This window comes from Pseudotabrizicola algicola (assembly GCF_010915705.1).
Classification (GTDB): Bacteria; Pseudomonadota; Alphaproteobacteria; order Rhodobacterales; family Rhodobacteraceae; genus Pseudotabrizicola; species Pseudotabrizicola algicola.
On the sequence record NZ_JAAIKE010000001.1, the window covers coordinates 1,188,654 to 1,208,700 of the forward strand.

The following is a 20,047-nucleotide window of genomic DNA, read 5'->3' on the forward strand; positions in this document are numbered from 1 at the left end:
ATGGCATAGGGCTATCCAAAGGCAACCTCTGCGACGTTTTATAAGGATAGTCGGAATGGATTTCGCGCAAGCGGCCGAGCAGATCGGCAAAGGGAATGGCTTTATCGCGGCGCTGGACCAGTCGGGCGGATCGACGCCCAAGGCGCTGCGCCAATATGGCGTGGCCGAGGATGCCTATTCGGGCGAGACAGAGATGTTCGACCTGATCCACGCCATGCGGTCGCGGATCATCAAGTCGCCCGCCTTCACCGGCGACAAGGTGGTGGGGGCCATCCTGTTCGAACAGACGATGGACCGTGACATTGACGGGATTCCCACCGCGCAGTTCCTTTGGGAACAGCGCGGCGTGGTGCCCTTTCTCAAGATCGACAAGGGCTTGGAGGCCGAGGCCGATGGCGTGCAGCTGATGAAGCCGATGCCGGGCCTTGATGCGCTGCTGGCGCGGGCCAAGGGCCTTGGCATCTTCGGCACCAAGGAACGCTCGGTGGTCAGCGCCGCCAATGCCAAGGGGATTGCCGCCATCGTGGCCCAGCAATTTGCCGTGGGCGAACAGGTGGCAGCGGCGGGGCTGATGCCGATTCTGGAGCCCGAGGTGACCATCTCGATCGCCGACAAGGCAGAGGCCGAGGCGATGCTGATGGCGGAAATCCTGCGCCATCTGGACGCGCTGCCCGCCGACCGTCAGGTGATGCTGAAACTGTCGCTGCCGACGGTGGACAATTTCTATGCCCCGCTGGTCGATCATCCGCGCGTGCTCAAGGTGGTGGCCCTGTCGGGCGGGCATAGCCGCGAGGCGGCCAATGCCATTCTGGCGCGCAACCGCGGGATCATCGCCAGCTTCAGCCGCGCGCTGAGCGAGGGGCTCTCGGCCCAGCAGTCGGATGCCGAGTTTGATGCGACGCTGGCGCAGGCGATCGACAGCATCCACGCCGCCTCTGTCGCGGGCTGAGCACAGCCAAACGTGATCGGACTCCCCCGCAAGGGGGATTCCCTATCCGAATCAGATGTGCGATGATTCCCCAAAGGCCGGATCAACCGGCCATAAGGGGCAGAGCGATGACGGCACAAGGCAACCGCCTTCCGGTGGGCGGAATTCTCTATCTGATCCTTGCGTTCATGCTGGGCGCCTATTTCACTTTTGCCGCCGTGCAGGGCGATTATGGCGTGTTCCGGCAGGTGCAGATCCGCGCCGAGGCCGAGGCGCTGCGCATCGAGCGCGACCGGCTGTACGAGGATCTGGCCCGGATCAGCAACCTGACCGCGCGCCTGTCTGACCGTTATCTGGACATTGATCTGCTGGACGAGCGGGTGCGCGACGTTCTGGGTTATGTGCGCCCCGACGAGATCGTGATCCGCTAAACCTGCGCTTCTGCCTTGCCAGACCTGCCGTTTCTGCATGGGTGCCATGCAGGACGTTGCGGCACTTTTTGTTTTGCCCAATAAAACCCGATGCGCTATGGATAGTTTAATACTGAACTATTCATGCCACTGACGGGAGGATGCCGCATATGGCCGCCAAGAAACCAGCCGAGAGGCCCAATGCCTCGAAGGACGAGTTGCTGAAGTACTACCGCGAGATGCTTTTGATCCGCCGGTTCGAGGAAAAGGCGGGCCAGCTTTACGGCATGGGCCTGATCGGCGGGTTCTGCCACCTCTACATCGGGCAGGAAGCGGTGGTTGTGGGCCTCGAGGCGGCGGCCAAAGAGGGTGACAAGCGGGTAACAAGCTATCGTGACCATGGTCACATGCTGGCCTGCGGCATGGACCCCAAGGGCGTGATGGCGGAACTGACCGGACGCATCGGCGGCTATTCCAAGGGGAAAGGCGGCTCGATGCACATGTTCTCCAAGGAAAAGCACTTCTACGGCGGTCACGGCATCGTGGGCGCGCAGGTGCCGCTGGGAGCAGGACTTGCCTTTGCCGACAAGTATCTTGGCAATGACAACGTGACCTTCACCTATTTCGGCGATGGCGCGGCGAACCAGGGTCAGGTCTATGAGACCTACAACATGGCGCAGCTGTGGAACCTGCCCGTGATTTTCGTGATCGAAAACAACGGCTATGCGATGGGCACATCGGTGAAGCGCTCCACCAAGTCGCCTTCCCTCTGGGAACGCGGGGCTGCCTATGGCATCAAGGGCGAAGCGGTGGACGGCATGGACGTTCTGGCCGTGAAAGCTGCGGGTGAAAAGGCCGTTGCCGCCTGCCGCGCGGGCGAGGGCCCCTATATCCTTGAAATGATGACCTATCGCTATCGCGGCCACTCGATGTCGGACCCGGCGAAGTATCGCACCCGCGAGGAAGTGGAGAAGATGCGCAGCGAGAAGGACGCCATCGAGCATGTGCGCGATCTGCTGTTGCAAGGCGGCCTTGCCAGCGACGACGACCTGAAAGCCATCGACAAGGAAATCAAGGCACAGGTCAACGAATCGGCCGAGTTTTCCAAAGACAGCCCAGAGCCTCCGGTCGAGGAACTCTGGACCGATATCTACGCCTGAGGGGGGACCGAAGACATGGCAACCGAAGTATTGATGCCCGCACTGTCGCCCACGATGGAAGAGGGAACGCTGGCCAAGTGGCTGGTGAAGGAAGGCGATGCGGTGAAATCGGGTCAAATTTTGGCCGAGATCGAAACCGACAAGGCCACGATGGAATTCGAGGCGGTGGATGAGGGGATCATCGGCAAGCTGCTGATCGCCGAAGGCACGGCGGGCGTGAAGGTGAACACGCCGATTGCGGTGCTGGTCGAAGACGGCGAAAGCGTCAGCGACACACCCGCCCCCAAAGTGGCCGAGGCCGTGATGGCGGCGGCAGAGGCCCCGGCGTCGGTCTCCGCGCAGGCTGCGGCCCCCGCCCCTGCCCCCGTTGTCGCCGCAAAGGGCTGGCCCCATGCCGACCTGCCCGAAGGCCCGACCAAGACCATGACGGTGCGCGAGGCCCTGCGCGAAGCGATGGCCGAAGAGATGCGCCGCGATCCCAACGTCTTCCTGATGGGGGAAGAGGTGGGCGAGTATCAGGGGGCCTACAAGATCTCCCAAGGCTTGCTGGATGAATTCGGAGCCAAGCGCGTGGTCGACACGCCGATCACCGAACACGGCTTTGCGGGCATCGCGGTGGGGGCAAGCTGGGGCGGGCTGCGCCCGATTGTCGAGTTCATGACCTTCAACTTCGCCATGCAGGCGATCGACCACATCATCAACTCTGCAGCCAAGACCCTTTACATGTCGGGCGGCCAGATGGGCAGCCCGATGGTGTTCCGTGGCCCGAACGGCGCCGCCGCCCGCGTGGGCGCGCAGCACAGCCAGGACTATGCGGCATGGTATGCCGCCATTCCGGGGCTGAAGGTCTGCATGCCCTATTCGGCGGCGGATGCCAAAGGTCTGCTGAAAGCGGCGATCCGCGATCCGAATCCGGTGATCTTCCTTGAAAACGAAATCCTCTATGGCCGCAGCTTCGAAGTGCCGACCGATCCGGATTTCACCATTCCCTTCGGCAAGGCCTCGGTCATGCGCGAGGGCACGGATGTGACGCTGGTCAGCTTCGGCATCGGGGTGGCGCATGCGCTCGCCTCGGCAGAGGAACTGGCCAAGGACGGGATCAGCGCCGAAGTCATCAACCTGCGCACCCTGCGCCCGATCGATTACGATACAGTTCTGGCCTCGGTGCAGAAGACCAACCGCTGCGTCACCGTGGAGGAAGGCTTCCCCGTCGGGTCCATCGGTGACCATCTGGCCAGCACGATCATGCAGCGCGCCTTCGATTATCTGGATGCGCCCGTGATCACCTGCACCGGCAAGGACGTGCCGATGCCCTATGCCGCGAACCTTGAAAAGTTCGCGCTGATCACTCCGGCGGAAATCACCGCCGCGGTGAAATCCGTCTGCTACCGCTGAGGAGGGCGCATCATGGCAACCGAAATTCTGATGCCCGCGCTGTCGCCCACGATGGAAGAGGGCACCCTGGCCAAATGGCTGGTCAAAGAGGGCGACAAGGTGAAATCGGGCCAGATCCTGGCCGAGATCGAAACCGACAAGGCGACGATGGAGTTCGAGGCGGTGGATGAAGGCACCATCGGCAAGATCCTGATCGCCGAAGGCACCGCAGGGGTGAAGGTGAACACCGCCATCGCGGTGCTGCTGGAAGAGGGAGAGGATGCCTCTTCCGTCGCTGCCGCTCCCTCATCGGCGAAGACTGCCCCGGCAAAGGCCGCTGCGACACCGGCGAAAAGCGACGCGCCAGCGAGCGCCGAGCCGGCCAAGGCCGCTCCGGCTGCGGGGGCGCGTGTGTTTGCCTCGCCGCTTGCCCGGCGCATTGCCAAGGAAAAGGGACTGGACCTGAGCGCAGTCAAGGGCTCTGGCCCGCATGGCCGTATCGTGCGCGCCGATGTGGAAGGCGCGCGGGCGGCCCCCAAAGCGGCCGCACCCGCAGCCCCTGCCCCCGCTGCGGCCCCCGCACCTGCGGCGGCGCCTGCAAAGCCAGCGATGGCCAGCGGCCCTTCGGCAGAAACCGTGCTGAAGATGTATGCCGACCGCGACTTCACCGAGGTGCCGCTCGATGGCATGCGCCGCACCATTGCCGCCCGCCTGACCGAGGCCAAGCAGACCATTCCGCACTTCTACCTGCGGCGGGACGTCGAGCTTGATGCGCTGATGGCATTCCGCGAGACGCTTAACAAGTCGCTCGAAGGGCGCGGCGTGAAGCTGTCGGTAAACGACTTCATCATCAAGGCCTGCGCACAGGCGCTGCAAGCCGTTCCGGATTGCAATGCGGTCTGGGCCGGTGACCGGATCCTGAAGCTGAAGCCTTCGGATGTGGCGGTGGCCGTGGCGGTGGAAGGCGGGCTGTTCACGCCTGTTCTGCGCGATGCCGACAAGAAGTCGCTGTCGGCGCTGTCGGCCGAGATGAAGGATCTGGCCGGACGCGCCAAGACCAAGAAGCTGGCCCCGCACGAATATCAGGGCGGCAGCTTTGCCATCTCCAACCTCGGGATGATGGGGATCGAGAATTTCGACGCCGTCATCAACCCGCCGCACGGGTCCATTCTGGCGGTCGGCGCTGGCATCAAGAAGCCGGTTGTCAAAGCCGATGGCACCATCGGTGTTGCAACCGTGATGTCGATGACCCTGTCTGTCGATCACCGTGTGATTGATGGCGCGTTGGGTGCTGCCTTCCTCAAGGCGGTGATCGAGGCCTTGGAAAATCCGATGACCATGCTGGCCTGAGCACGGCGAAACCGATGGAAAAGCCCCCTGATCGACGGATCAGGGGGCTTTTTTCAATCCGGGCCCGTGGTTCAGGCGGGCGGTGACGGGCCGCGCCTTTGCGGCCCCGTCCGTTCAGTCACAATCCATGCAGCCTGACAGCTTGTGATCCATCGACACCGCGGGTTGCGAGCACCCAGCCTCGCCGACGATCTTGGCCGGCACACCGGCCACCGTCTTGTTGCAGGGAATATCCTGCAAAACGACAGAGCCTGCCGCGATCCGGCTGCAATGGCCGATGCGGATGTTGCCCAGAACCTTGGCCCCTGCACCGATCAGCACACCGTCGCCGATCTTCGGGTGACGGTCGCCATCTTCCTTGCCCGTGCCGCCCAGCGTGACCGAATGCAGCATCGACACATTGTCGCCGACCACTGCCGTCTCACCGATCACGATGGAATGGGCATGGTCTATCATGATGCCGCGGCCGATCTTCGCCGCAGGATGGATGTCGACGCCGAACACCTCGCTCACCCGCATTTGCACGAAATAGGCAAGGTCCTTGCGCCCGAGGTTCCAGAGCCAATGACCGATGCGATAGGCCTGCACCGCCTGATAGCCCTTGAAGAACAAGAGCGGCTGCAGATAGCGGTGGCAGGCCGGATCGCGGTCGAAGACCGCCATCAGATCGGCGCGCGCTGCCGCCCCGAGGTCGGGATCATCGCGATAGGCCTGATCGGCGATTTCGCGCAAGATCTGCTCACCCATCTCGGCAGAGGCGAGCTTGAAGGAAAAGCGGTAGGCCAAAGCCTGTTCCATCGTCGCATGGTGCAGCAGCGATGAATGGATCAGCCCGCCCAGCAGCGGGTCTTCCTTGATTGCCGCTTCGGCCTCGTCACAGACGCGGGTCCAGACCGGATCGAGGGGCGACAGTTTGAGTTTGCGCTCTGCCATTGGGGTGATCCTCTGTTGCTCTGAATGGCAAATGTAGCAGGTTGCGTCCGGCTTCAACAGCCATGTTGAAAAAAGGGGGCGGAGATGGCTTTACATTTCAAAGTATTTTTGTAAGGTATTATCACAGCCAGTCCGGACGGGCCAGCCAAGATGATCACCCCAGTCCGAAGGATGCCTCTGCCATGAAACCTTCCGCTCTTCGCACCGCGCCTGTTGCGGCGGATGTCTGCGAATTGCTGCGCCAATCCCTTGCCGGAATGCTGCCGAATGATCTGCTTGCCGCCATGCTGGACCGGATGGAGGGCCGCAAATGAACGCCCTGACCCCTGCGGCCCAATTGACCGAAGCCATTCCGCTGCACGATGCCACCGCGCTGACCGAAGGCGGGCGGGAGGCACGTATCTTGTTGAATGGCATGGTCTATTCCCTGCGCATCACCCGTCAGGGCAAGTTGATCCTGACCAAATGAAAAGGGGCCGCCAGGCCCCTCTTCGGCACGGCGCCGGCCCGGGATCAGAGGTTCAGGGCCTGCCGCAGCGCGGCGATATCCTCGCGCATCACCGCATGGCCCGCCCCCGGATAGACCTGCAACTGCACCGCTGCGCCCATCGCCCGCAGCACCGCCGCCGAGTCTTCCGCCCGCTTCAGCGGGATGTGCGGATCGCGCGCGTGAACCGAGATCCACGCCTGTCCTGTCAGTCTGGCGCTGTAAGTCAGGCGCTTGTCGGCATGGCCGTAAAGTGCAGCGTCGCTGCCGGGCAGGTCATCCGTGCCGACCAGCCCCCCCGACAGGGCGAAGACACCGGCCAGACCCTCGCCCTGCCGGGCAAAGGCCTCGAGCGCCAGACAGGCGCCCTGACTGAAACCGCAAAGCCAGATGGCGGCGCGGGGAATGCCCGCCTGTTCCAGCGCCGAAATCCCTTGCGCCACCTGCGCCAGCCCCTGCTGCACAAAGGGCTCCATCTGCGCGGCAGGGGCAAGGAAACTGCTGGGCCACCAGCTGCTTCCCGCCGCCTCGGGGGCGACAGCCGCCACCTGTGGCAAGCCGGCATGATCGAGCAAGGACAGAATGTCGGCAGCAGAGCCGCCCCGCCCGTGCAGCATGACCATACCTTTGGTCGCCCCCTTTGGCAGGCGCGCGATCATGCCCGAACCCGCAGCGGCGGCAGCACCCGCTCGATCCGCGCGCGCAGCGGTTCATAACGCGGCGGAAGCTTGAGCGACTGGCCAAGGCTTTGCACCGGTTCATCGACCGCGAACCCCGGCGGATCGGTGGCAATCTCGAACAGCACGCCCCCCGGCTCGCGGAAGTAGATCGCGTTGAAATACTGCCGATCCGTCACAGGCGTGGTGCGATGGCCTGCGCTCGCCAACCGCTCCATCCACTCGAGCTGCTCTGCGTCATCCTTGGTGCGAAAGGCGATGTGATGGATGGTGCCCGCCCCCTGCCGCCCCGGCTGCGCGCCCGCAACGCGGATCACATCAAGGATCCGCGCCCGCTCGGCCCCCGGCGCGATCAGGCGCTGACGCTCGGTCGCGCCGTCCTGCTCGGTCCCCGCATGTTCATAGCCGAAGACATCGGTCAGCAGGCGGATGGTCCGCTCCGGGTCACGCTCCCACAGCGTCACCGAATGAAAGCCATGCCCGTCACGGGCCTCGGCGCTTTCCACCAGCTCCACCGGCGCGCCATCGGGGTCACGCAAGGTGACGAACCGCTCGCCAAAGCGCTGCCCTGCCCCGGCGGTCGTCAGGCCGCGCACCGCAAGATCATCGGTGATACGGTCGAAATCAGCGGCCGGGATCGCATAGGCATAGGCCGAGGCCATGCCCGGCCCGGCCCGCCCCGGCCCCGCATCGGCAAAGGGAAAGAAGGTCAGGATCGTGCCCGGACTGCCCGCAGCATCCCCGTAATAGAGATGGTAGGTGCCGGGATCATCGAAGTTCACGGTCTTCTTCACCAGTTTCTGCCCCAGAACCCCGGTGACAAAATCGACATTGGGCTGCGGTGCGCCGGAAATGGCGGTCACATGGTGGATGCCGGAAATGCTGTTCATCTTGTCCTCCTCTGCCCCCGACCGGAGGCGTTTTAGCAAAGATAGGCCAAAACACCTTGCAGATAAGCCGCAGATGCAGAGGGGAGTTGTGCAGCTTTGCACAGGATTTCAGGCAACCTGCGCCGCAATCCAGTCCCGAAACGCGATCAGGGGCGGCCGAGGCGGCACATCGCGCGGCCAGACAAGGTAATAGCTGCCCAGACCGCGCCCGCGCGCCGGCCATGCCGCCACCAATGTGCCCTGCCGCAGCGGCTCTTCGATCAGGAACAGAGGCAACAGGGCAACCCCGAGCCCGTGAATGGCCGCCTGCGTCATGGTGGCGAACTGGTCAAACAGCATCCCGACCGGACGTTGCCCCGGCACCGATTGCTGCGCCAGATAGCGCCCCCACGCGCCGGGGCGGCTTTCAAGCTGCAACAGCGGCATCGCCAGCACCTCCTCGACCGCCCCCAGCGGCCTCGGCAGCAGGTCCGGCGCACACACCGGCAACACCTCTTCCTCCAGCAGCAACAGATGCTCTGCCCCGGGCCAGTCGGGCCTGCCGAAATGGATCGCCGCATCAAACCCCTCGGCAGCAAAGTCAAAGGGACGCAGCCGGGTCGACAGGTTCACCGTCACCCCCGGATGCGCCTGCGCAAAGGCAGGCAAGCGCGGTGCCAGCCACTGCACCCCGAAGGCCGGCAAGATCGCCAGCGACAGACCCCCGCCCCCCGGATTGGCCCGCAGCCGCAGCGAGGCCTGCGAAATCGCCGTCAGGCTGGCGCGCACCTGCCGCACATAATCCTGCGCCGCCGGGGTCAGGCGCAGCCGCTGCCGCTCGCGCACAAACAGCACCACACCGAGCTGCCCCTCCAGCCCCTTCAGCGCCCGGCTCACCGCACCTTGGGTCAGCGACATCTCGGCCGCCGCCGCCGAAACCGTCCCCAGCCTGTCCACCGCCTCCAGCGCCAGCAGGGCAGGCATCGATGGCAAGAGGCGCCGCGGGCCAATCATGCATTTTCCTCATGAACCGGTGATTTGCTTTCGATAGCATTGCGCGCCAATCTGCGCAATGAAGGGCGCGGCCCCCGGCCCGCTGTGTCTGCTTGCCATTGCTGCTTTCACAAATACTCCGGGGGTCCGGGGGCAGCGCCCCCCGGGAGCGTTGCAGCAGGCCGCGCCTTCCTGCAAGACTGTGCGATCATGTCTTGCAGGAATGATGGCCTCGTTCCAGCCGCCCGCGCAGACCAGAACCGGAGAATGACCATGAGCCTTGATGCACCCGCCCTGAAAGCCAAAGACGCCCCCGATCTGGGCCGCTTCGATTGGGAAGACCCGTTCCGGCTGAATGACCAGTTGACCGAGGAAGAGCGCATGTTGCGCGATGCCGCGCGCAGCTATGCGCAGGAAAAGCTGCAGCCGCGCGTGATCGCCGCCTATCGCGAGGAATCCACCGATCCGGCGATCTTCCGCGAAATGGGCGAGATGGGACTCTTGGGCGTCACCATCCCCGAGGCTTATGGCGGGCTTGGCGCCTCTTATGTCGCCTACGGTCTCGTCGCGCGGGAGGTGGAGCGGGTGGATTCGGGCTATCGCAGCATGATGAGCGTGCAATCCAGCCTCGTGATGTATCCGATCTATGCCTATGGCACAGAGGCGCAGCGCCAGAAGTATCTGCCCAGACTGGCCTCGGGCGAATGGATCGGCTGTTTCGGGCTGACCGAGCCCGATGCGGGCTCTGACCCCGCGGGCATGAAGACCGTGGCCCGAAAAACCGCTGGCGGCTATGTGCTCAACGGCGCGAAGATGTGGATTTCCAACGCGCCGATCGCCGATGTTTTCGTGGTCTGGGCCAAATCCGAAGCGCACGGTGGTAAGATCAAGGGTTTCGTCCTCGACAAGGGCACCAAGGGGCTGTCCGCTCCCAAGATCGGCGGCAAGCTTTCCCTGCGCGCCTCGATCACCGGAGAGATCGTGCTCAAGGATGTCGAGGTCGGGGAAGATGCGCTCCTGCCGAATGTCGAAGGGCTCAAAGGCCCCTTCGGTTGTCTGAACCGCGCCCGCTACGGCATTGCATGGGGGGTGATGGGCTCGGCCGAATTCTGCCTGCATGCGGCGCGGCAATACGGGCTTGACCGCAAGCAGTTTGGCAAGCCGCTGGCACAGACGCAGCTTTTCCAGCTCAAGCTTGCCAACATGATGACCGACATCAGCCTTGGCCTCCAAGGCGCCCTGCAGGTGGGTCGCCTGCTCGATCAGGCCAATGCCGCGCCCGAGATGATTTCCATCATCAAACGCAACAATTGCGGCAAGGCGCTCGAGGCCGCCCGCATGGCGCGGGACATGCATGGCGGTAACGGCATTCAGGAAGACTACCAGATCATGCGCCACATGGTGAACCTTGAAACGGTCAACACCTATGAAGGCACGCATGATGTGCATGCCTTGATCCTCGGCCGCGCCATCACTGGTCTGCAGGCGTTTTTCTAGGCCGATCAAGTGCCTGCGGGGCGGCCAGCTTGTGGGGGTGGGGGCAGGCCCTGCCCCCCTCCCCGCGGTGCGGGGCCCTCGCCTTGCCCCACATTCAGGTAAGGGTCCGGCCGCACCGGAAAATTGCTAGAAGTTTTGACATTAGGAGAAGTTTAGGAGCGCGTCGCGCATGCTGGCCCGAAGGATAGGGCGCGGTCTGTCAGGCCCCGCCTTCAGCGGGACGGAGCGTGACGATGAAACGAACAAGCCTTACCCTTCTCTTGCCAGCGGTTTTCGTGCTCTCGCTTCTGGTCTTGCTGGGCGGCTACGCCACCATCGTGCTGGGCAACATGCGCAGCGCCCTTATGGCGCAGGCGATAGAGGCGATGCAGGCCGCCACCGCACGTTCCGCGCACCGCGTCTCGACGTGGTTCGACAGCACGGAGACAACGCTGCGCTCTGCCGCCGGCACGAAACTCACAAGGGACAGCATCCAGCAGCTTTCGGTCATCCTGCGCGCCCAGGGCGCAGAGGCGACGGGCTTCCTCCAACGCACCTATGTCGACCCGAACCGCGAAATCGGCACCGCCCGCGACACGTTCGACTATTCGGCCGACCGCAGCGCCTACGGGCTGACCCATGCCAAAGTGCATGATTTCTTCCGGACCATGCGGCGCGAGCATGACTTCTACGACGTCTTCCTCTTCGATGCCGAGGGCACGCTTGTCTACACCGTCACGAAAGAGCCGGATCTGGGTCAGAATGCGGTGACCGGTGATCTGGCACAGACACCGCTGGGTGCCGCCTTTCGCCGCGCCATTGCAGCGGAACCGGCGGCGATGGTTTTTGAAGACTTCGCCCCCTACGTCTATTCCAAAGACAATCCGGCCAGCTTTCTGGCTTACGGCGTCGAGGATGCGACGGGTCGCAAGATAGGGGTTCTGGCCATCCAGATTCCGATTGATCTGCTGACCAGACTTGTCAGCGACGATGGCACGGGCAGCGAAACCTATGCCTTTACCTTGCTCGGCACCAACGGCTATTACTGGACACGTCAGGCAGACAGGGTTATCTCGGGGCGCGAGCCGATACAGACCGCGCAGGTGGTCGCTGCCCAGCGCGGCGAAACCGGAGCGCTGCGGGATGCCAGAAGCAGCAGCGGCCAGCCCATTCTTGCCGCTTTCCAGCCGGTGACAGAGCCAGACCTTGGCTGGGCCATCGTGACCGAACAGGATGAATCCCGTATCTCGGCCCCGGTCGACAAGGAAGTTCGGCGCACATTGCTGGCTTTGGCCGCACTGGGCCTTGCCGCGCTTGGCATCGGCTATGCGATGGGCCGATGGGTTGCCCGTCCGCTGGCCCAGCTGACGCGGGCAACGATCGCCATGCTCGCGCGCGAACCGGCCACCATCGGCTATACAGCGCGCCGCGATGAGGTGGGCGCCTTGGCCCGCGGACTGGAGGCGCTTCGCGACGAACAGGCCGATGCCGACGCCAACCGGGTCGAGATGCTGTTCAAGGGCAAGGCCTTTGCAACCACCAGCACGGCGATGATGATGTCGGACGCGGATGGCAAGCTGCTCTATGTCAACGCGGCCCTGATCGAACTGTTTCGCCGCAACCTGCCGGAAATGCGGGCCCGCTTTCCCGATCTGGACCCTGACCATCTGGTGGGGCGCAACATTTCGGTCTTTCATGTCGACCACCGCGCAAATACCGCGAAAATGACAAACCCCGCGAATGCCCAGATGGAATCCGACATCCAGATCGGAGATCAGGTGTTTGCCCTGTCGATCAGCGCCGTCGACGATGATGATGGCAGCCGCGCGGGCTATGTCGTCGTTTGGGAAAATGTCAGCGAAGAACGCCGCAACAACGCCATTCTTGCTGCCGTCAATGCAGCGCAGGTCGTGTTCGAAATCGGCCTCGACGGGCGCATAACGAAGCTGAACGCGATGGCCAAGGCCGTCTATCTCTATGATGAACCTGCGCTTTTGGGCCAGCACATCGGCATCTTGTTCAAGGCTGGCAAAGCGGAAGCAGATGCAACGCTGGCCCGCGCGCTTGCCGCCGGACATTTGAGCGAATTGCACCACCGCATCGCGCGCGACGGGAGCGACCGTTTCGTGATCTGCAACATGAATGTCATCCGCAATCGCCGGGGCGAGGCGCAGCATGTGGTCGCCATCTGCACCGACCAGACCGCGGAAACCACTTTCCGCAGCGCGACGGAACGCAGCCTGCAGGCACGGGCCGTCGAGCAGCAGCAGGTTGTCGATTCGCTGCGCGCCGCGCTTGACGCCTTGGCCGAGGGGGACCTGTCAGCGCAGATCGACACCCCCTTCCCCCCCGATTACGAGGCGCTGCGCATCAACTGCAATCAGGCCGCGCAAAGCCTGTCAGACACCTTGGCGCGCGTGGCGCAGGTCACCGCTTCTATCCTGGGCAGCGCAGACAGCATCGCTACTGCTGCCGCCGATCTGTCCCGCCGCACCGAAAGCCAGGCGGCCACGCTGGAGCAGACCGCGGCTGCGCTCGATACGCTCACGTCCAATGTGCGCTCAGCCACGGAAAGCACGCTCAAGGCCGGGGGCAAGGTCCGATCCGCCCATGACGAGGCGTGCAACAACGGCGGCGTCGTGCGGCAGGCCATCGAGGCAATGACCGCGATCGAGCAGTCGTCGCATCAGATATCGAAGATCATTTCGGTCATCGATGACATTGCATTTCAGACCAACCTGCTCGCCTTGAACGCCGGGGTGGAAGCCGCGCGCGCCGGGGATGCCGGACGGGGTTTTGCCGTGGTTGCCGCCGAGGTTCGGGCGCTTGCGCAGCGGTCTTCTGACGCCGCCAAGGAGATCAAGCAACTGATTTCCCACTCCGAGCTGGAGGTCAGCACAGGGGCAGAGCTTGTCGGCCAAAGCGGTCGTGCGGTCGAAGCGATCGTTTCGGACGTGGCCGCGATCAGTGGCATCATGCAAGAGATCGCACGGGCAGCCCAAGACCAATCAAGCTCTCTGGCCGAAATCAACGCAGGTGTTGCCGTGCTTGACAAGGTGACCCAGCAGAACGCGGTCATGGTGGAACAGTCCACCGCAGCAAGCACCCTTCTCAAGCAAGAGGCTGATAAGCTGTCCCATCTTTTGTCAGGCTTCACGTTCAACCAAGTCAATGTGAACCAGAGGCCCTCTTGTGCCGCCTGAAATGCCCTTTGCGCCGCCTTCCGCCCCCGTCAAGGACATGGCCGGCGGCCGCGTCATCGTGATTGGCGCGTCGACCGGCGGGGTCGAGGCGCTGCACATCCTGCTGGCCGCCTTCCCCCGCGATTGTCCGCCCACGATCATCGTGCAACACATGCGCCCCGCCTTCGTTGACAGCTTTGTCGACGGGCTGAACCGCAGCTGCCCGGCAGAGGTTGTTCTGGCCAAGGACCGTGACCTTGTAAGGCCGGGCCGCGTGCAGGTTGCCCCTGCGGGCGATCTGCACCTGATGCTGAGCCCGCATCCCCCGGTGACCCTTCGGCTCAAGGAGGGGCCGCTGATGCATGGGCATCGTCCGGCGGTTGACCCTTTGTTCCTTTCGGCCGCAGCATTGACACCCCCCCCGGTCGCCGCGCTTTTGACGGGGATGGGCCGCGACGGGGCCGAGGGGCTTTTGCGCATCCGGACCGCAGGAGGCTATACTATTGCACAGGATGAGGCCAGCGCCGTCGTCTACGGCATGCCGCGGGCGGCACGCGACCTCGGAGCGGCGGACCAGATCCTGCCCCTCGGCGCGATAGCCGCCGCTTTGCTCAAAGCTGCCGCACAACCACCTCAGAGACAACACAGGCAAGGCCCATGATAAAAAACACGGAGCGGCTGAGGATGGTCATTCAAGGTGAATATCAGGTTTCATCCGATCCCAATGACGTGCTGACGACGATTTTGGGCTCTTGCGTGGCGGCCTTCATGCGCGATCCGGTGGCAGGAGTTGGCGGGTTGAACCATTTTCTGTTGCCCGGAAATGACCCCAGCGACAGAAACGCCATGAAATACGGGCTGAATGTGATGGAACTGCTGATCAACACATTGATTCAGGCGGGCGCGCGGCGCGACAGGCTAGAAGCGAAGCTGTTTGGCGGCGGACGCATGGTGCCGGGCCTGACCGATATTGGCGCATCCAATGCCCGCTTTGCGGAAGATTTTTTGCGCCGGGAAGGTATTCGATACCTTGGCGGCAGCCTTGGGGGGGATCACGGCCGCAAGATCCGGGTATGGCCCGTCTCGGGACAAGTGCAGCAAATGAAACTGCCCGTGACCGAGGTCAGGGAGATCCCGCGAAAGCTGCCGCCGCCGCGCGGCGAGGTGGTGCTGTTCTGATCCGCTACGCGAGCCTCAGAACAGCACAATGGCAGGGGCAGCGTCCTGCGGCGCTGCCGCCCGCAGTACCCGCGACAGGCTTTCGAGCCGTGGCAAATCCAAAAGCGGCTCAAGCTCCGGATCGGGCTGGTCGGGCAGACGCTGTGCCACAGCCGCGAGGATTTCGGACAATCCCGTCAACTCCTGCATCATCAGGTCGAGCCCCTGAAGGCGCTGTCTCAACGACGGCTGGTCCGCCTTGCTTTCGTTCCCCTGCGCCTGATCCCGCGCGACGATTGCGCCTTCGATCTGCCGCAGGCCCTCGGCAATGTGCACCAGATGCTCTGCGCTGCGCAGCACCGTGCTGCGCGCGCTCAGCACGGAGCCATTGGCTGCGCCATGATGGTCAGCTGCCCCGCCGCTCCGCTGTGGCTCTTCCATCAGATCGGCCCGACAACCCGTTCGATACAATCGCGCATGCCTTCGCGGGTAAAGGGTTTGGTGATCATATTGTTCATTCCCAGCGCGCGGCCCCGGGCCACGATGGTCGCATCGGCCCGCCCCGTCACCAGAATGAAGCCCATCCGTTCGATCCCCCTGGTTCTGCGGATGCCTTCGAGCAAGCCGAGGCCGTCGAGTCCGGGCATGTGATAATCGGAAATCACCAGATGCACCGGCTTTTGAACCAAGGAGCGCAAGGCTTCTTCCCCGTCGGCGCAGGTGCGATAGCCTTCGACCTGCATCCAGTCGAGTGCTTGGGTGATCAGGCCGCGGCTGACGGCCGTGTCATCTACCACCATGATTTTCAGGTCTTCGCGCTTCATTTCAGCCCCCTCGTCTATGTTGGTTACGCCGCAGTTCAGCGGCGTCGGTAAGTCGTCATGCCATCCGTGGTGAACAGGCCGAGCGCCGGGCCGGTGACCCGTTCCGAATGGCCGATCATCAGGTACCCCCCGGGCGGCAGCAGAGCGGCAAAGCGCTGCCAAAGGCGTTCCTGTGTCTGCTTGTCGAAATAGATCACCACATTGCGGCAGAAGATCACATCAAACGGCCCTTTCATCGGCCAATTGTCCTGCAGGTTCAGCGCATTGCAGGTGACGAGCCGGGTGATCGCCTCCAGTATCTGCAACGCGCCGCCCGGCTTCAGGTCACCAAAGAGCCGGCGCGCGGCCTCCGGTGCGAGGCCAGCAGCAGCATCGGGTGCATAGACCGCACGGCGGGCCTTTTCGATCATCCCACGGTCGATATCCGTTGCAAGGATCCGGATGTCATGACGATGCGCATCCGGGCAGAGGGCAAGCAAGGTCGCGGCCATGCTATAGGGCTCTTCCCCGCTCGAGCAGCCTGCCGACCAAAGCCGCACCCGCGCCCCGCCCTGGGCCCTGGCGATCAGGGGGGGCAGCGCGCGCTTGCCGAGAAATTCGAAATGATGCTGTTCGCGGAAAAAGGAGGTCACATTGGTGGTGACCGCCGAAACGAGTTCCAGCCGCTCGGCTTCATTTCCCTGCGTCGCCAGCAAATCAACATAAGAGGCAAAATCGGGCAGGTTAAGCGCGCGCAGCCGTTTGATCAGCCGCGAATGCACCAGCGGGCGCTTTGCCTCGGCCAGAACGATCCCGGCCAGATTGTGAACCAGAGCGGCTATGCGCGAAAACTCGCGGTCATCCAATGGCACCTCCGGCTGATGCGCGGGAGCAGGCGCCGCCATGTCACGCCGCCGCCTCTGCATCCTGGGGCAAAAGCTGCGCCACATCGAGCAGCCGGATCAGCCGGCTGTCCTGCACGACCACACCGCGCAGCATGGTGCGGGTGGTTTCCGACGCCAGATCGGGGGTGGGTTGCACATCGGATGCGGGAACCGTCAGAATGTCGGTCACGGCCTCTACCAAAAGGCCGACGATGCGATTTTGGATCGCCGCGACGATGATAACATTGCGGTCGGTGTTTTCAATCGGTTCGAGGCCCAGGCGCCGCGCAAGATCGAGGATCGGCACCACCGCACCGCGCAGGTTGATCACACCCTGCACATAGGTGGGCGCGTGCGGCAGAAGGGCCGGACGGCTCCACCCCCGGATTTCCCGCACCGAAAGGATGTCTATGCAGAAATCCTGTCCCGCGGTGCGGAAAGCGACAAGTTCCCGGATATCAGGATCGGTGACAAAGCCAGAAGCGCGCATGACTTACTCCGCAGCGAGAGGGGGAACAGGACGGGAAGCGACGGGGCCGGTGACCGCAAGATCGGTGGGGTCGAGGATCAGCGCGATGGAGCCGTCCCCGAGAACGGTGGCGGCAGCAATACCGGCGATTTGGCCGTAATTCGCCTCGAGCCCCTTGATGACGACTTGTCGCTGATCTCGAATGCCGTCCACCATCAGGGCGATGGCGCCATCATCGCCGCGTTCGACCACCACCACAATCTCCCCTTCGCCGGGCTTGAGGCTACGGCGAAAGCCCAGTGCCATGCCGACATCCACCAAAGGCAGACACCGGCCGCGCACGTCGAGCACCGAATCTGTTTGGCCGAGGCTGTGACGCATTCCCGGATCCGGACGGAGGGTTTCGATGATGGTGGACACGGGCAGCACCAAGGTCTGGCCCGCCGCTTCGAACACCATCCCGTCCAGCACCGCCAGCGTCAGCGGCAGGCTGACGGTCAGGCTGGTGCCTTGACCCCGCACCGAAGCGATTCCCACCCGCCCGCCAAGGCCCGCAATCTCGGACCGGACCACATCCATGCCGACCCCGCGCCCCGACAGGGCCGAAATCTCCGACGCTGTCGAAAAACCGGGCAAAAACAGCAGCGCATCGATTTCCTGCGGGCTGAGGTCTGCGTTTGCGGCCACAAGACCCTTGTCGACCGCGATCTGGCGGACCTTTTCCCGGTCGATACCCGCACCGTCATCCTGCACCGTGATGACGATGCGGCCCGAGCGATGCGCCGCCGAGAGCTTGATCACCCCCTCGCTCGGCTTGCCGATTTCTTCGCGGCGCGCGGGCTTTTCCAAGCCATGATCCACCGCGTTGCGGATCATGTGGGTCAGCGGGTCAGCCAGACGTTCGATGATTGTCTTGTCGACCTCGGTGGCTTCACCTTCGGTCACCAGCCGAGCCGACTTGCCTGCGGCCATCGAGGCTTCGCGCACGATGCGGTGCATCCGGTCAAACAGCGGCTTCACCGGCTGGGCGCGAATGGCCATCACCGATTCCTGAATCTGGCGCGACAATTGCCGCAGTTGATCCAGACTGCGATCCACATCGACAGAGCCGAAGCCGGGCGATTGTTCGATGGCCTCTGTCAACATGGCCTGATGGATCACGAGTTCGCCCAGGATGTCGACCAGGCGATCAACGCGGTCGATATCGACACGGATGGTGGGACGCGGCCCCGCCCCCGAGGCCGGACTCGCAGCCGCGCCTGCGGGCGGGGACAGTTTTGCCACAGGGGTTGGCGATGGCGTCGCAAACGGAGCCGCAACCTGCGCAGCCGCGCGCGGGGGGGCGGCAGGCGGTGCCTCGGCGGGGGCCTGCCCTTCGGCCGTCAGGACAAGATCGCAACTGCCTTCGATAAACTCAAAGATGGCAAGCAGTTGCCGATCCGTTCGTTCGGTCTGCAGAACCACGGTCCAGCTCAGGTAAGATTGGCCGGGATCGAAACCTGACGGATCGGGCAAGGCGGACGGATCGAGGGTCACCTCGCAGGGCGCCGTGCCGCAGAGATCACGCATGAGCAGGGCCGGATCGTGGCCCGAGGCAAAGGCCCCCGCATGGGGCCGAAAAGTCAGGGTGACGCGGCGCAGGACCTGAGACGCAGGGATCGGCGCGAAATCCATCCCGAAGGGGCCATCGAGGGCGAGCGGTTCGAAAACGAAGGCCTCTTCCTCTTTCTGGCCGCCGCCGCCAGCGTGCGCCTCTAGCGCAGCGATCACCCGTTCATCCACCTCGGGGTCGGTCGCGCCACCCCGACGCGAGGCGGAGATCATATCGGCCAGATGATCGCTGGCATGCAAAAGCGCCCCGAGCAAGGCGGGTTCCGGTGACAACTGGCCTGCGCGCAGCGCATCGAGCACGGTTTCGAACCGATGCGCAAAGCCGACCAGCGCCTTGAGGTCAAAAGCGCCCGCTCCCCCCTTGATCGAATGAACCGCGCGGAAAACGGCGTTCACGGTATCAGCCTCTTGCGCGCCGGTCTGGATGGCGCGCAATCCTTCTTCCAGTGCCGAAAGCAGTTCGTCCGCCTCGACAAAGAAGATGTCCTTCAGATCAACCGGCCCTGCCATGTCACCCTCACACGGCTGCGACGCGGCGAATGGTGGAGACCAGAGACACCTCGTCGAAGGGTTTGGTGATCCAGCCGGTGGCCCCGGCCGCACGGGCGCGGTCTTTCAGCGTTGCGGCGCTTTCGGTGGTAAGAACAAGGATCGGGACGCGCGTGGCAAGATCGCCCTTGCGCACCGCATCAATCAGGCCGAACCCGTCCATGTTCGGCATGTTAAGATCGGTGAGGATCAGATCGGGGTCGGCATCGGGAAGCCGGTCGAGCGCGTCGACCCCGTCAATCGCAAGCACCACATCGAACCCGGCTTCGGTCAGCGTCTGGCGCAGCATTTCGCGCATGGTCAGGGAATCGTCGACGGCCAATATCCGCAAGGTCACGCCACACCCTCCCCGATCAGCGCGGTCGCCCCCATGACCCGCAAGCAGTCGACACAGTCAGGCGAGGGAGAGGCCAGAACCAGCGCGCCCCCGTCCCGTTGGGCGCGCCTTTGAGCCACCAGCAGAACCTGCACGGCGGCCGCGCTCAGATGCCGGACGGCAGAGGCATCGACGGTGATGGCAGGTTTTGACCCTGCCGTGTCAAATCGGCTTTCAAGCTCATACCACAGGGCCTGCGCCGAATCCGGCGTGACCCTGGCGACAAGTTCAATCGTGCGCATCGTTTCAAGACCCCTTGATCCGCCGGAGAAGAGCCGTTTTGCCCCCCGTCTGATCTATGGGTAGTGCCTAAAACCTAAAGGAAGTCTTTAGCCGCGCGGCTTATCGCAGGGCATTT

The 20,047-nt window shown here is 63.7% G+C and carries 22 protein-coding genes; 11 read left to right on the forward strand and 11 right to left on the reverse strand.

The annotated features are described in order from the left end of the window. Positions 1-55: 55 nt before the first annotated feature. From G3572_RS05795 to G3572_RS05815, 5 genes are all read left to right on the forward strand, one after another. On the forward strand, positions 56-949 hold the full coding sequence (locus G3572_RS05795) for a fructose bisphosphate aldolase (RefSeq protein ID WP_164609676.1): 894 nt from the start codon (positions 56-58) through the stop codon (positions 947-949). Positions 950-1,056: 107 nt separating this feature from the next. After that, positions 1,057-1,359, forward strand: a complete 303-nt coding sequence (locus tag G3572_RS05800; RefSeq protein WP_164609677.1) for an FtsB family cell division protein — start codon at positions 1,057-1,059, stop codon at positions 1,357-1,359. Between the two features lie 149 nt (positions 1,360-1,508). Then, a complete protein-coding gene (gene pdhA / locus G3572_RS05805) occupies positions 1,509-2,498 on the forward strand; it encodes a pyruvate dehydrogenase (acetyl-transferring) E1 component subunit alpha (RefSeq protein ID WP_164609678.1) in 990 nt (329 codons plus the stop codon). Between the two features lie 15 nt (positions 2,499-2,513). After that, positions 2,514-3,893 carry a pyruvate dehydrogenase complex E1 component subunit beta gene (locus G3572_RS05810; protein ID WP_164609679.1) on the forward strand — a complete coding sequence of 460 codons (1,380 nt, stop codon included), beginning with the start codon at positions 2,514-2,516 and terminating at the stop codon, positions 3,891-3,893. A 12-nt stretch (positions 3,894-3,905) separates the two neighbouring features. Next, entirely contained in the window at positions 3,906-5,222 is a 1,317-nt protein-coding gene (locus G3572_RS05815; RefSeq protein ID WP_164609680.1) for a pyruvate dehydrogenase complex dihydrolipoamide acetyltransferase, read from the forward strand. A 114-nt stretch (positions 5,223-5,336) separates the two neighbouring features. On the opposite strand, the gene cysE is transcribed toward G3572_RS05815, so the two are convergent. Further along, complete coding sequence (gene cysE / locus G3572_RS05820) at positions 5,337-6,155, reverse strand: serine O-acetyltransferase (protein ID WP_164609681.1); 819 nt, start codon at positions 6,153-6,155, stop codon at positions 5,337-5,339. A 182-nt stretch (positions 6,156-6,337) separates the two neighbouring features. Here cysE and G3572_RS22270 point away from each other — a divergent pair, with 182 nt between their 5' ends. Together G3572_RS22270 and hemP are read left to right on the forward strand one after the other, a co-directional pair. Continuing rightward, positions 6,338-6,469 (forward strand): hypothetical protein, encoded by a 132-nt coding sequence (locus G3572_RS22270; RefSeq protein WP_275897725.1) that lies wholly within the window; start codon positions 6,338-6,340, stop codon positions 6,467-6,469. Further along, entirely contained in the window at positions 6,466-6,624 is a 159-nt protein-coding gene (gene hemP, locus G3572_RS05825) for a hemin uptake protein HemP (RefSeq protein ID WP_164609682.1), read from the forward strand. The genes G3572_RS22270 and hemP overlap by 4 nt, the downstream gene beginning before the upstream one ends. Positions 6,625-6,668: 44 nt before the next feature. Here the strand turns inward: hemP and G3572_RS05830 are convergent, their stop codons facing one another. The 3 genes from G3572_RS05830 to G3572_RS05840 form a co-directional block, all read right to left on the reverse strand. Beyond that, a complete protein-coding gene (locus G3572_RS05830; protein ID WP_164609683.1) occupies positions 6,669-7,301 on the reverse strand; it encodes an alpha/beta hydrolase in 633 nt (210 codons plus the stop codon). Next, positions 7,298-8,209, reverse strand: coding sequence for a ring-cleaving dioxygenase (locus tag G3572_RS05835; RefSeq protein WP_164609684.1), 912 nt, complete (start codon positions 8,207-8,209; stop codon positions 7,298-7,300). The genes G3572_RS05830 and G3572_RS05835 overlap by 4 nt, the downstream gene beginning before the upstream one ends. A 108-nt stretch (positions 8,210-8,317) precedes the next feature. Continuing rightward, positions 8,318-9,202, reverse strand: a complete 885-nt coding sequence (locus G3572_RS05840; RefSeq protein WP_164609685.1) for a LysR family transcriptional regulator — start codon at positions 9,200-9,202, stop codon at positions 8,318-8,320. A 252-nt stretch (positions 9,203-9,454) separates the two neighbouring features. On the opposite strand from G3572_RS05840, the gene G3572_RS05845 reads away from it, so the two are divergent. The 4 genes from G3572_RS05845 (at position 9,455) to G3572_RS05860 (ending at position 15,018) form a co-directional block, all read left to right on the forward strand. Further along, the gene (locus G3572_RS05845) at positions 9,455-10,678 is read left to right on the forward strand and encodes an acyl-CoA dehydrogenase (RefSeq protein ID WP_164609686.1); all 1,224 of its coding nucleotides are present in this window, start codon (positions 9,455-9,457) and stop codon (positions 10,676-10,678) included. A 233-nt stretch (positions 10,679-10,911) separates the two neighbouring features. Further along, on the forward strand, positions 10,912-13,860 hold the full coding sequence (locus tag G3572_RS05850) for a methyl-accepting chemotaxis protein (protein ID WP_164609687.1): 2,949 nt from the start codon (positions 10,912-10,914) through the stop codon (positions 13,858-13,860). Positions 13,861-13,897: 37 nt separating this feature from the next. Further along, positions 13,898-14,500: a CheB methylesterase domain-containing protein gene (locus G3572_RS05855; protein WP_164609688.1), complete on the forward strand. Its 603-nt coding sequence runs from the start codon at positions 13,898-13,900 to the stop codon at positions 14,498-14,500. Continuing rightward, positions 14,497-15,018: a chemotaxis protein CheD gene (locus tag G3572_RS05860; protein ID WP_164609689.1), complete on the forward strand. Its 522-nt coding sequence runs from the start codon at positions 14,497-14,499 to the stop codon at positions 15,016-15,018. Before G3572_RS05855 ends, G3572_RS05860 begins: the two co-directional genes overlap by 4 nt. A gap of 15 nt (positions 15,019-15,033) precedes the next feature. On the opposite strand, the gene G3572_RS05865 is transcribed toward G3572_RS05860, so the two are convergent. From G3572_RS05865 to G3572_RS05895, 7 genes are read right to left on the reverse strand one after another with little or no spacing between them, the layout of a single operon-like run. Then, complete coding sequence (locus G3572_RS05865) at positions 15,034-15,438, reverse strand: DUF8776 family protein (protein ID WP_164609690.1); 405 nt, start codon at positions 15,436-15,438, stop codon at positions 15,034-15,036. Then, on the reverse strand, positions 15,438-15,821 hold the full coding sequence (locus G3572_RS05870; protein ID WP_240335410.1) for a response regulator: 384 nt from the start codon (positions 15,819-15,821) through the stop codon (positions 15,438-15,440). Before G3572_RS05870 ends, G3572_RS05865 begins: the two co-directional genes overlap by 1 nt. A 35-nt stretch (positions 15,822-15,856) precedes the next feature. After that, entirely contained in the window at positions 15,857-16,705 is an 849-nt protein-coding gene (locus G3572_RS05875) for a protein-glutamate O-methyltransferase (protein WP_240335411.1), read from the reverse strand. A gap of 1 nt (position 16,706) precedes the next feature. After that, complete coding sequence (locus G3572_RS05880) at positions 16,707-17,174, reverse strand: chemotaxis protein CheW (RefSeq protein ID WP_164609692.1); 468 nt, start codon at positions 17,172-17,174, stop codon at positions 16,707-16,709. Positions 17,175-17,177: 3 nt separating this feature from the next. After that, positions 17,178-19,274 (reverse strand): chemotaxis protein CheA, encoded by a 2,097-nt coding sequence (locus G3572_RS05885; RefSeq protein ID WP_164609693.1) that lies wholly within the window; start codon positions 19,272-19,274, stop codon positions 17,178-17,180. A gap of 7 nt (positions 19,275-19,281) precedes the next feature. Continuing rightward, on the reverse strand, positions 19,282-19,650 hold the full coding sequence (locus G3572_RS05890; RefSeq protein ID WP_164609694.1) for a response regulator: 369 nt from the start codon (positions 19,648-19,650) through the stop codon (positions 19,282-19,284). After that, the gene (locus G3572_RS05895) at positions 19,647-19,931 is read right to left on the reverse strand and encodes an STAS domain-containing protein (protein WP_164609695.1); all 285 of its coding nucleotides are present in this window, start codon (positions 19,929-19,931) and stop codon (positions 19,647-19,649) included. The genes G3572_RS05890 and G3572_RS05895 overlap by 4 nt, the downstream gene beginning before the upstream one ends. Positions 19,932-20,047: the final 116 nt, after the last annotated feature.

Excerpts from the sequence above, each read along its gene's own strand:
- G3572_RS05830 (WP_164609683.1), bottom strand. The coding sequence starts at position 7,301 with ATGATCGCGCGCCTGCCAAAGGGGGCGACCAAAGGTATGGTCATGCTG.
- G3572_RS05800 (WP_164609677.1), top strand. The coding sequence starts at position 1,057 with ATGACGGCACAAGGCAACCGCCTTCCGGTGGGCGGAATTCTCTATCTG.
- G3572_RS05885 (WP_164609693.1), bottom strand. The coding sequence starts at position 19,274 with ATGGCAGGGCCGGTTGATCTGAAGGACATCTTCTTTGTCGAGGCGGAC.
- G3572_RS05840 (WP_164609685.1), bottom strand. The coding sequence starts at position 9,202 with ATGATTGGCCCGCGGCGCCTCTTGCCATCGATGCCTGCCCTGCTGGCG.
- G3572_RS05875 (WP_240335411.1), bottom strand. The coding sequence starts at position 16,705 with ATGGCGGCGCCTGCTCCCGCGCATCAGCCGGAGGTGCCATTGGATGAC.
- G3572_RS05815 (WP_164609680.1), top strand. The coding sequence starts at position 3,906 with ATGGCAACCGAAATTCTGATGCCCGCGCTGTCGCCCACGATGGAAGAG.
- G3572_RS05865 (WP_164609690.1), bottom strand. The coding sequence starts at position 15,438 with ATGGAAGAGCCACAGCGGAGCGGCGGGGCAGCTGACCATCATGGCGCA.
- G3572_RS05850 (WP_164609687.1), top strand. The coding sequence starts at position 10,912 with ATGAAACGAACAAGCCTTACCCTTCTCTTGCCAGCGGTTTTCGTGCTC.
- G3572_RS05795 (WP_164609676.1), top strand. The coding sequence starts at position 56 with ATGGATTTCGCGCAAGCGGCCGAGCAGATCGGCAAAGGGAATGGCTTT.
- G3572_RS05835 (WP_164609684.1), bottom strand. The coding sequence starts at position 8,209 with ATGAACAGCATTTCCGGCATCCACCATGTGACCGCCATTTCCGGCGCA.
- G3572_RS05855 (WP_164609688.1), top strand. The coding sequence starts at position 13,898 with ATGGCCGGCGGCCGCGTCATCGTGATTGGCGCGTCGACCGGCGGGGTC.
- hemP (WP_164609682.1), top strand. The coding sequence starts at position 6,466 with ATGAACGCCCTGACCCCTGCGGCCCAATTGACCGAAGCCATTCCGCTG.
- G3572_RS05870 (WP_240335410.1), bottom strand. The coding sequence starts at position 15,821 with ATGAAGCGCGAAGACCTGAAAATCATGGTGGTAGATGACACGGCCGTC.
- cysE (WP_164609681.1), bottom strand. The coding sequence starts at position 6,155 with ATGGCAGAGCGCAAACTCAAACTGTCGCCCCTCGATCCGGTCTGGACC.
- G3572_RS05860 (WP_164609689.1), top strand. The coding sequence starts at position 14,497 with ATGATAAAAAACACGGAGCGGCTGAGGATGGTCATTCAAGGTGAATAT.
- G3572_RS05895 (WP_164609695.1), bottom strand. The coding sequence starts at position 19,931 with ATGCGCACGATTGAACTTGTCGCCAGGGTCACGCCGGATTCGGCGCAG.
- G3572_RS22270 (WP_275897725.1), top strand. The coding sequence starts at position 6,338 with ATGAAACCTTCCGCTCTTCGCACCGCGCCTGTTGCGGCGGATGTCTGC.
- G3572_RS05880 (WP_164609692.1), bottom strand. The coding sequence starts at position 17,174 with ATGCGCGCTTCTGGCTTTGTCACCGATCCTGATATCCGGGAACTTGTC.
- G3572_RS05845 (WP_164609686.1), top strand. The coding sequence starts at position 9,455 with ATGAGCCTTGATGCACCCGCCCTGAAAGCCAAAGACGCCCCCGATCTG.
- G3572_RS05810 (WP_164609679.1), top strand. The coding sequence starts at position 2,514 with ATGGCAACCGAAGTATTGATGCCCGCACTGTCGCCCACGATGGAAGAG.
- pdhA (WP_164609678.1), top strand. The coding sequence starts at position 1,509 with ATGGCCGCCAAGAAACCAGCCGAGAGGCCCAATGCCTCGAAGGACGAG.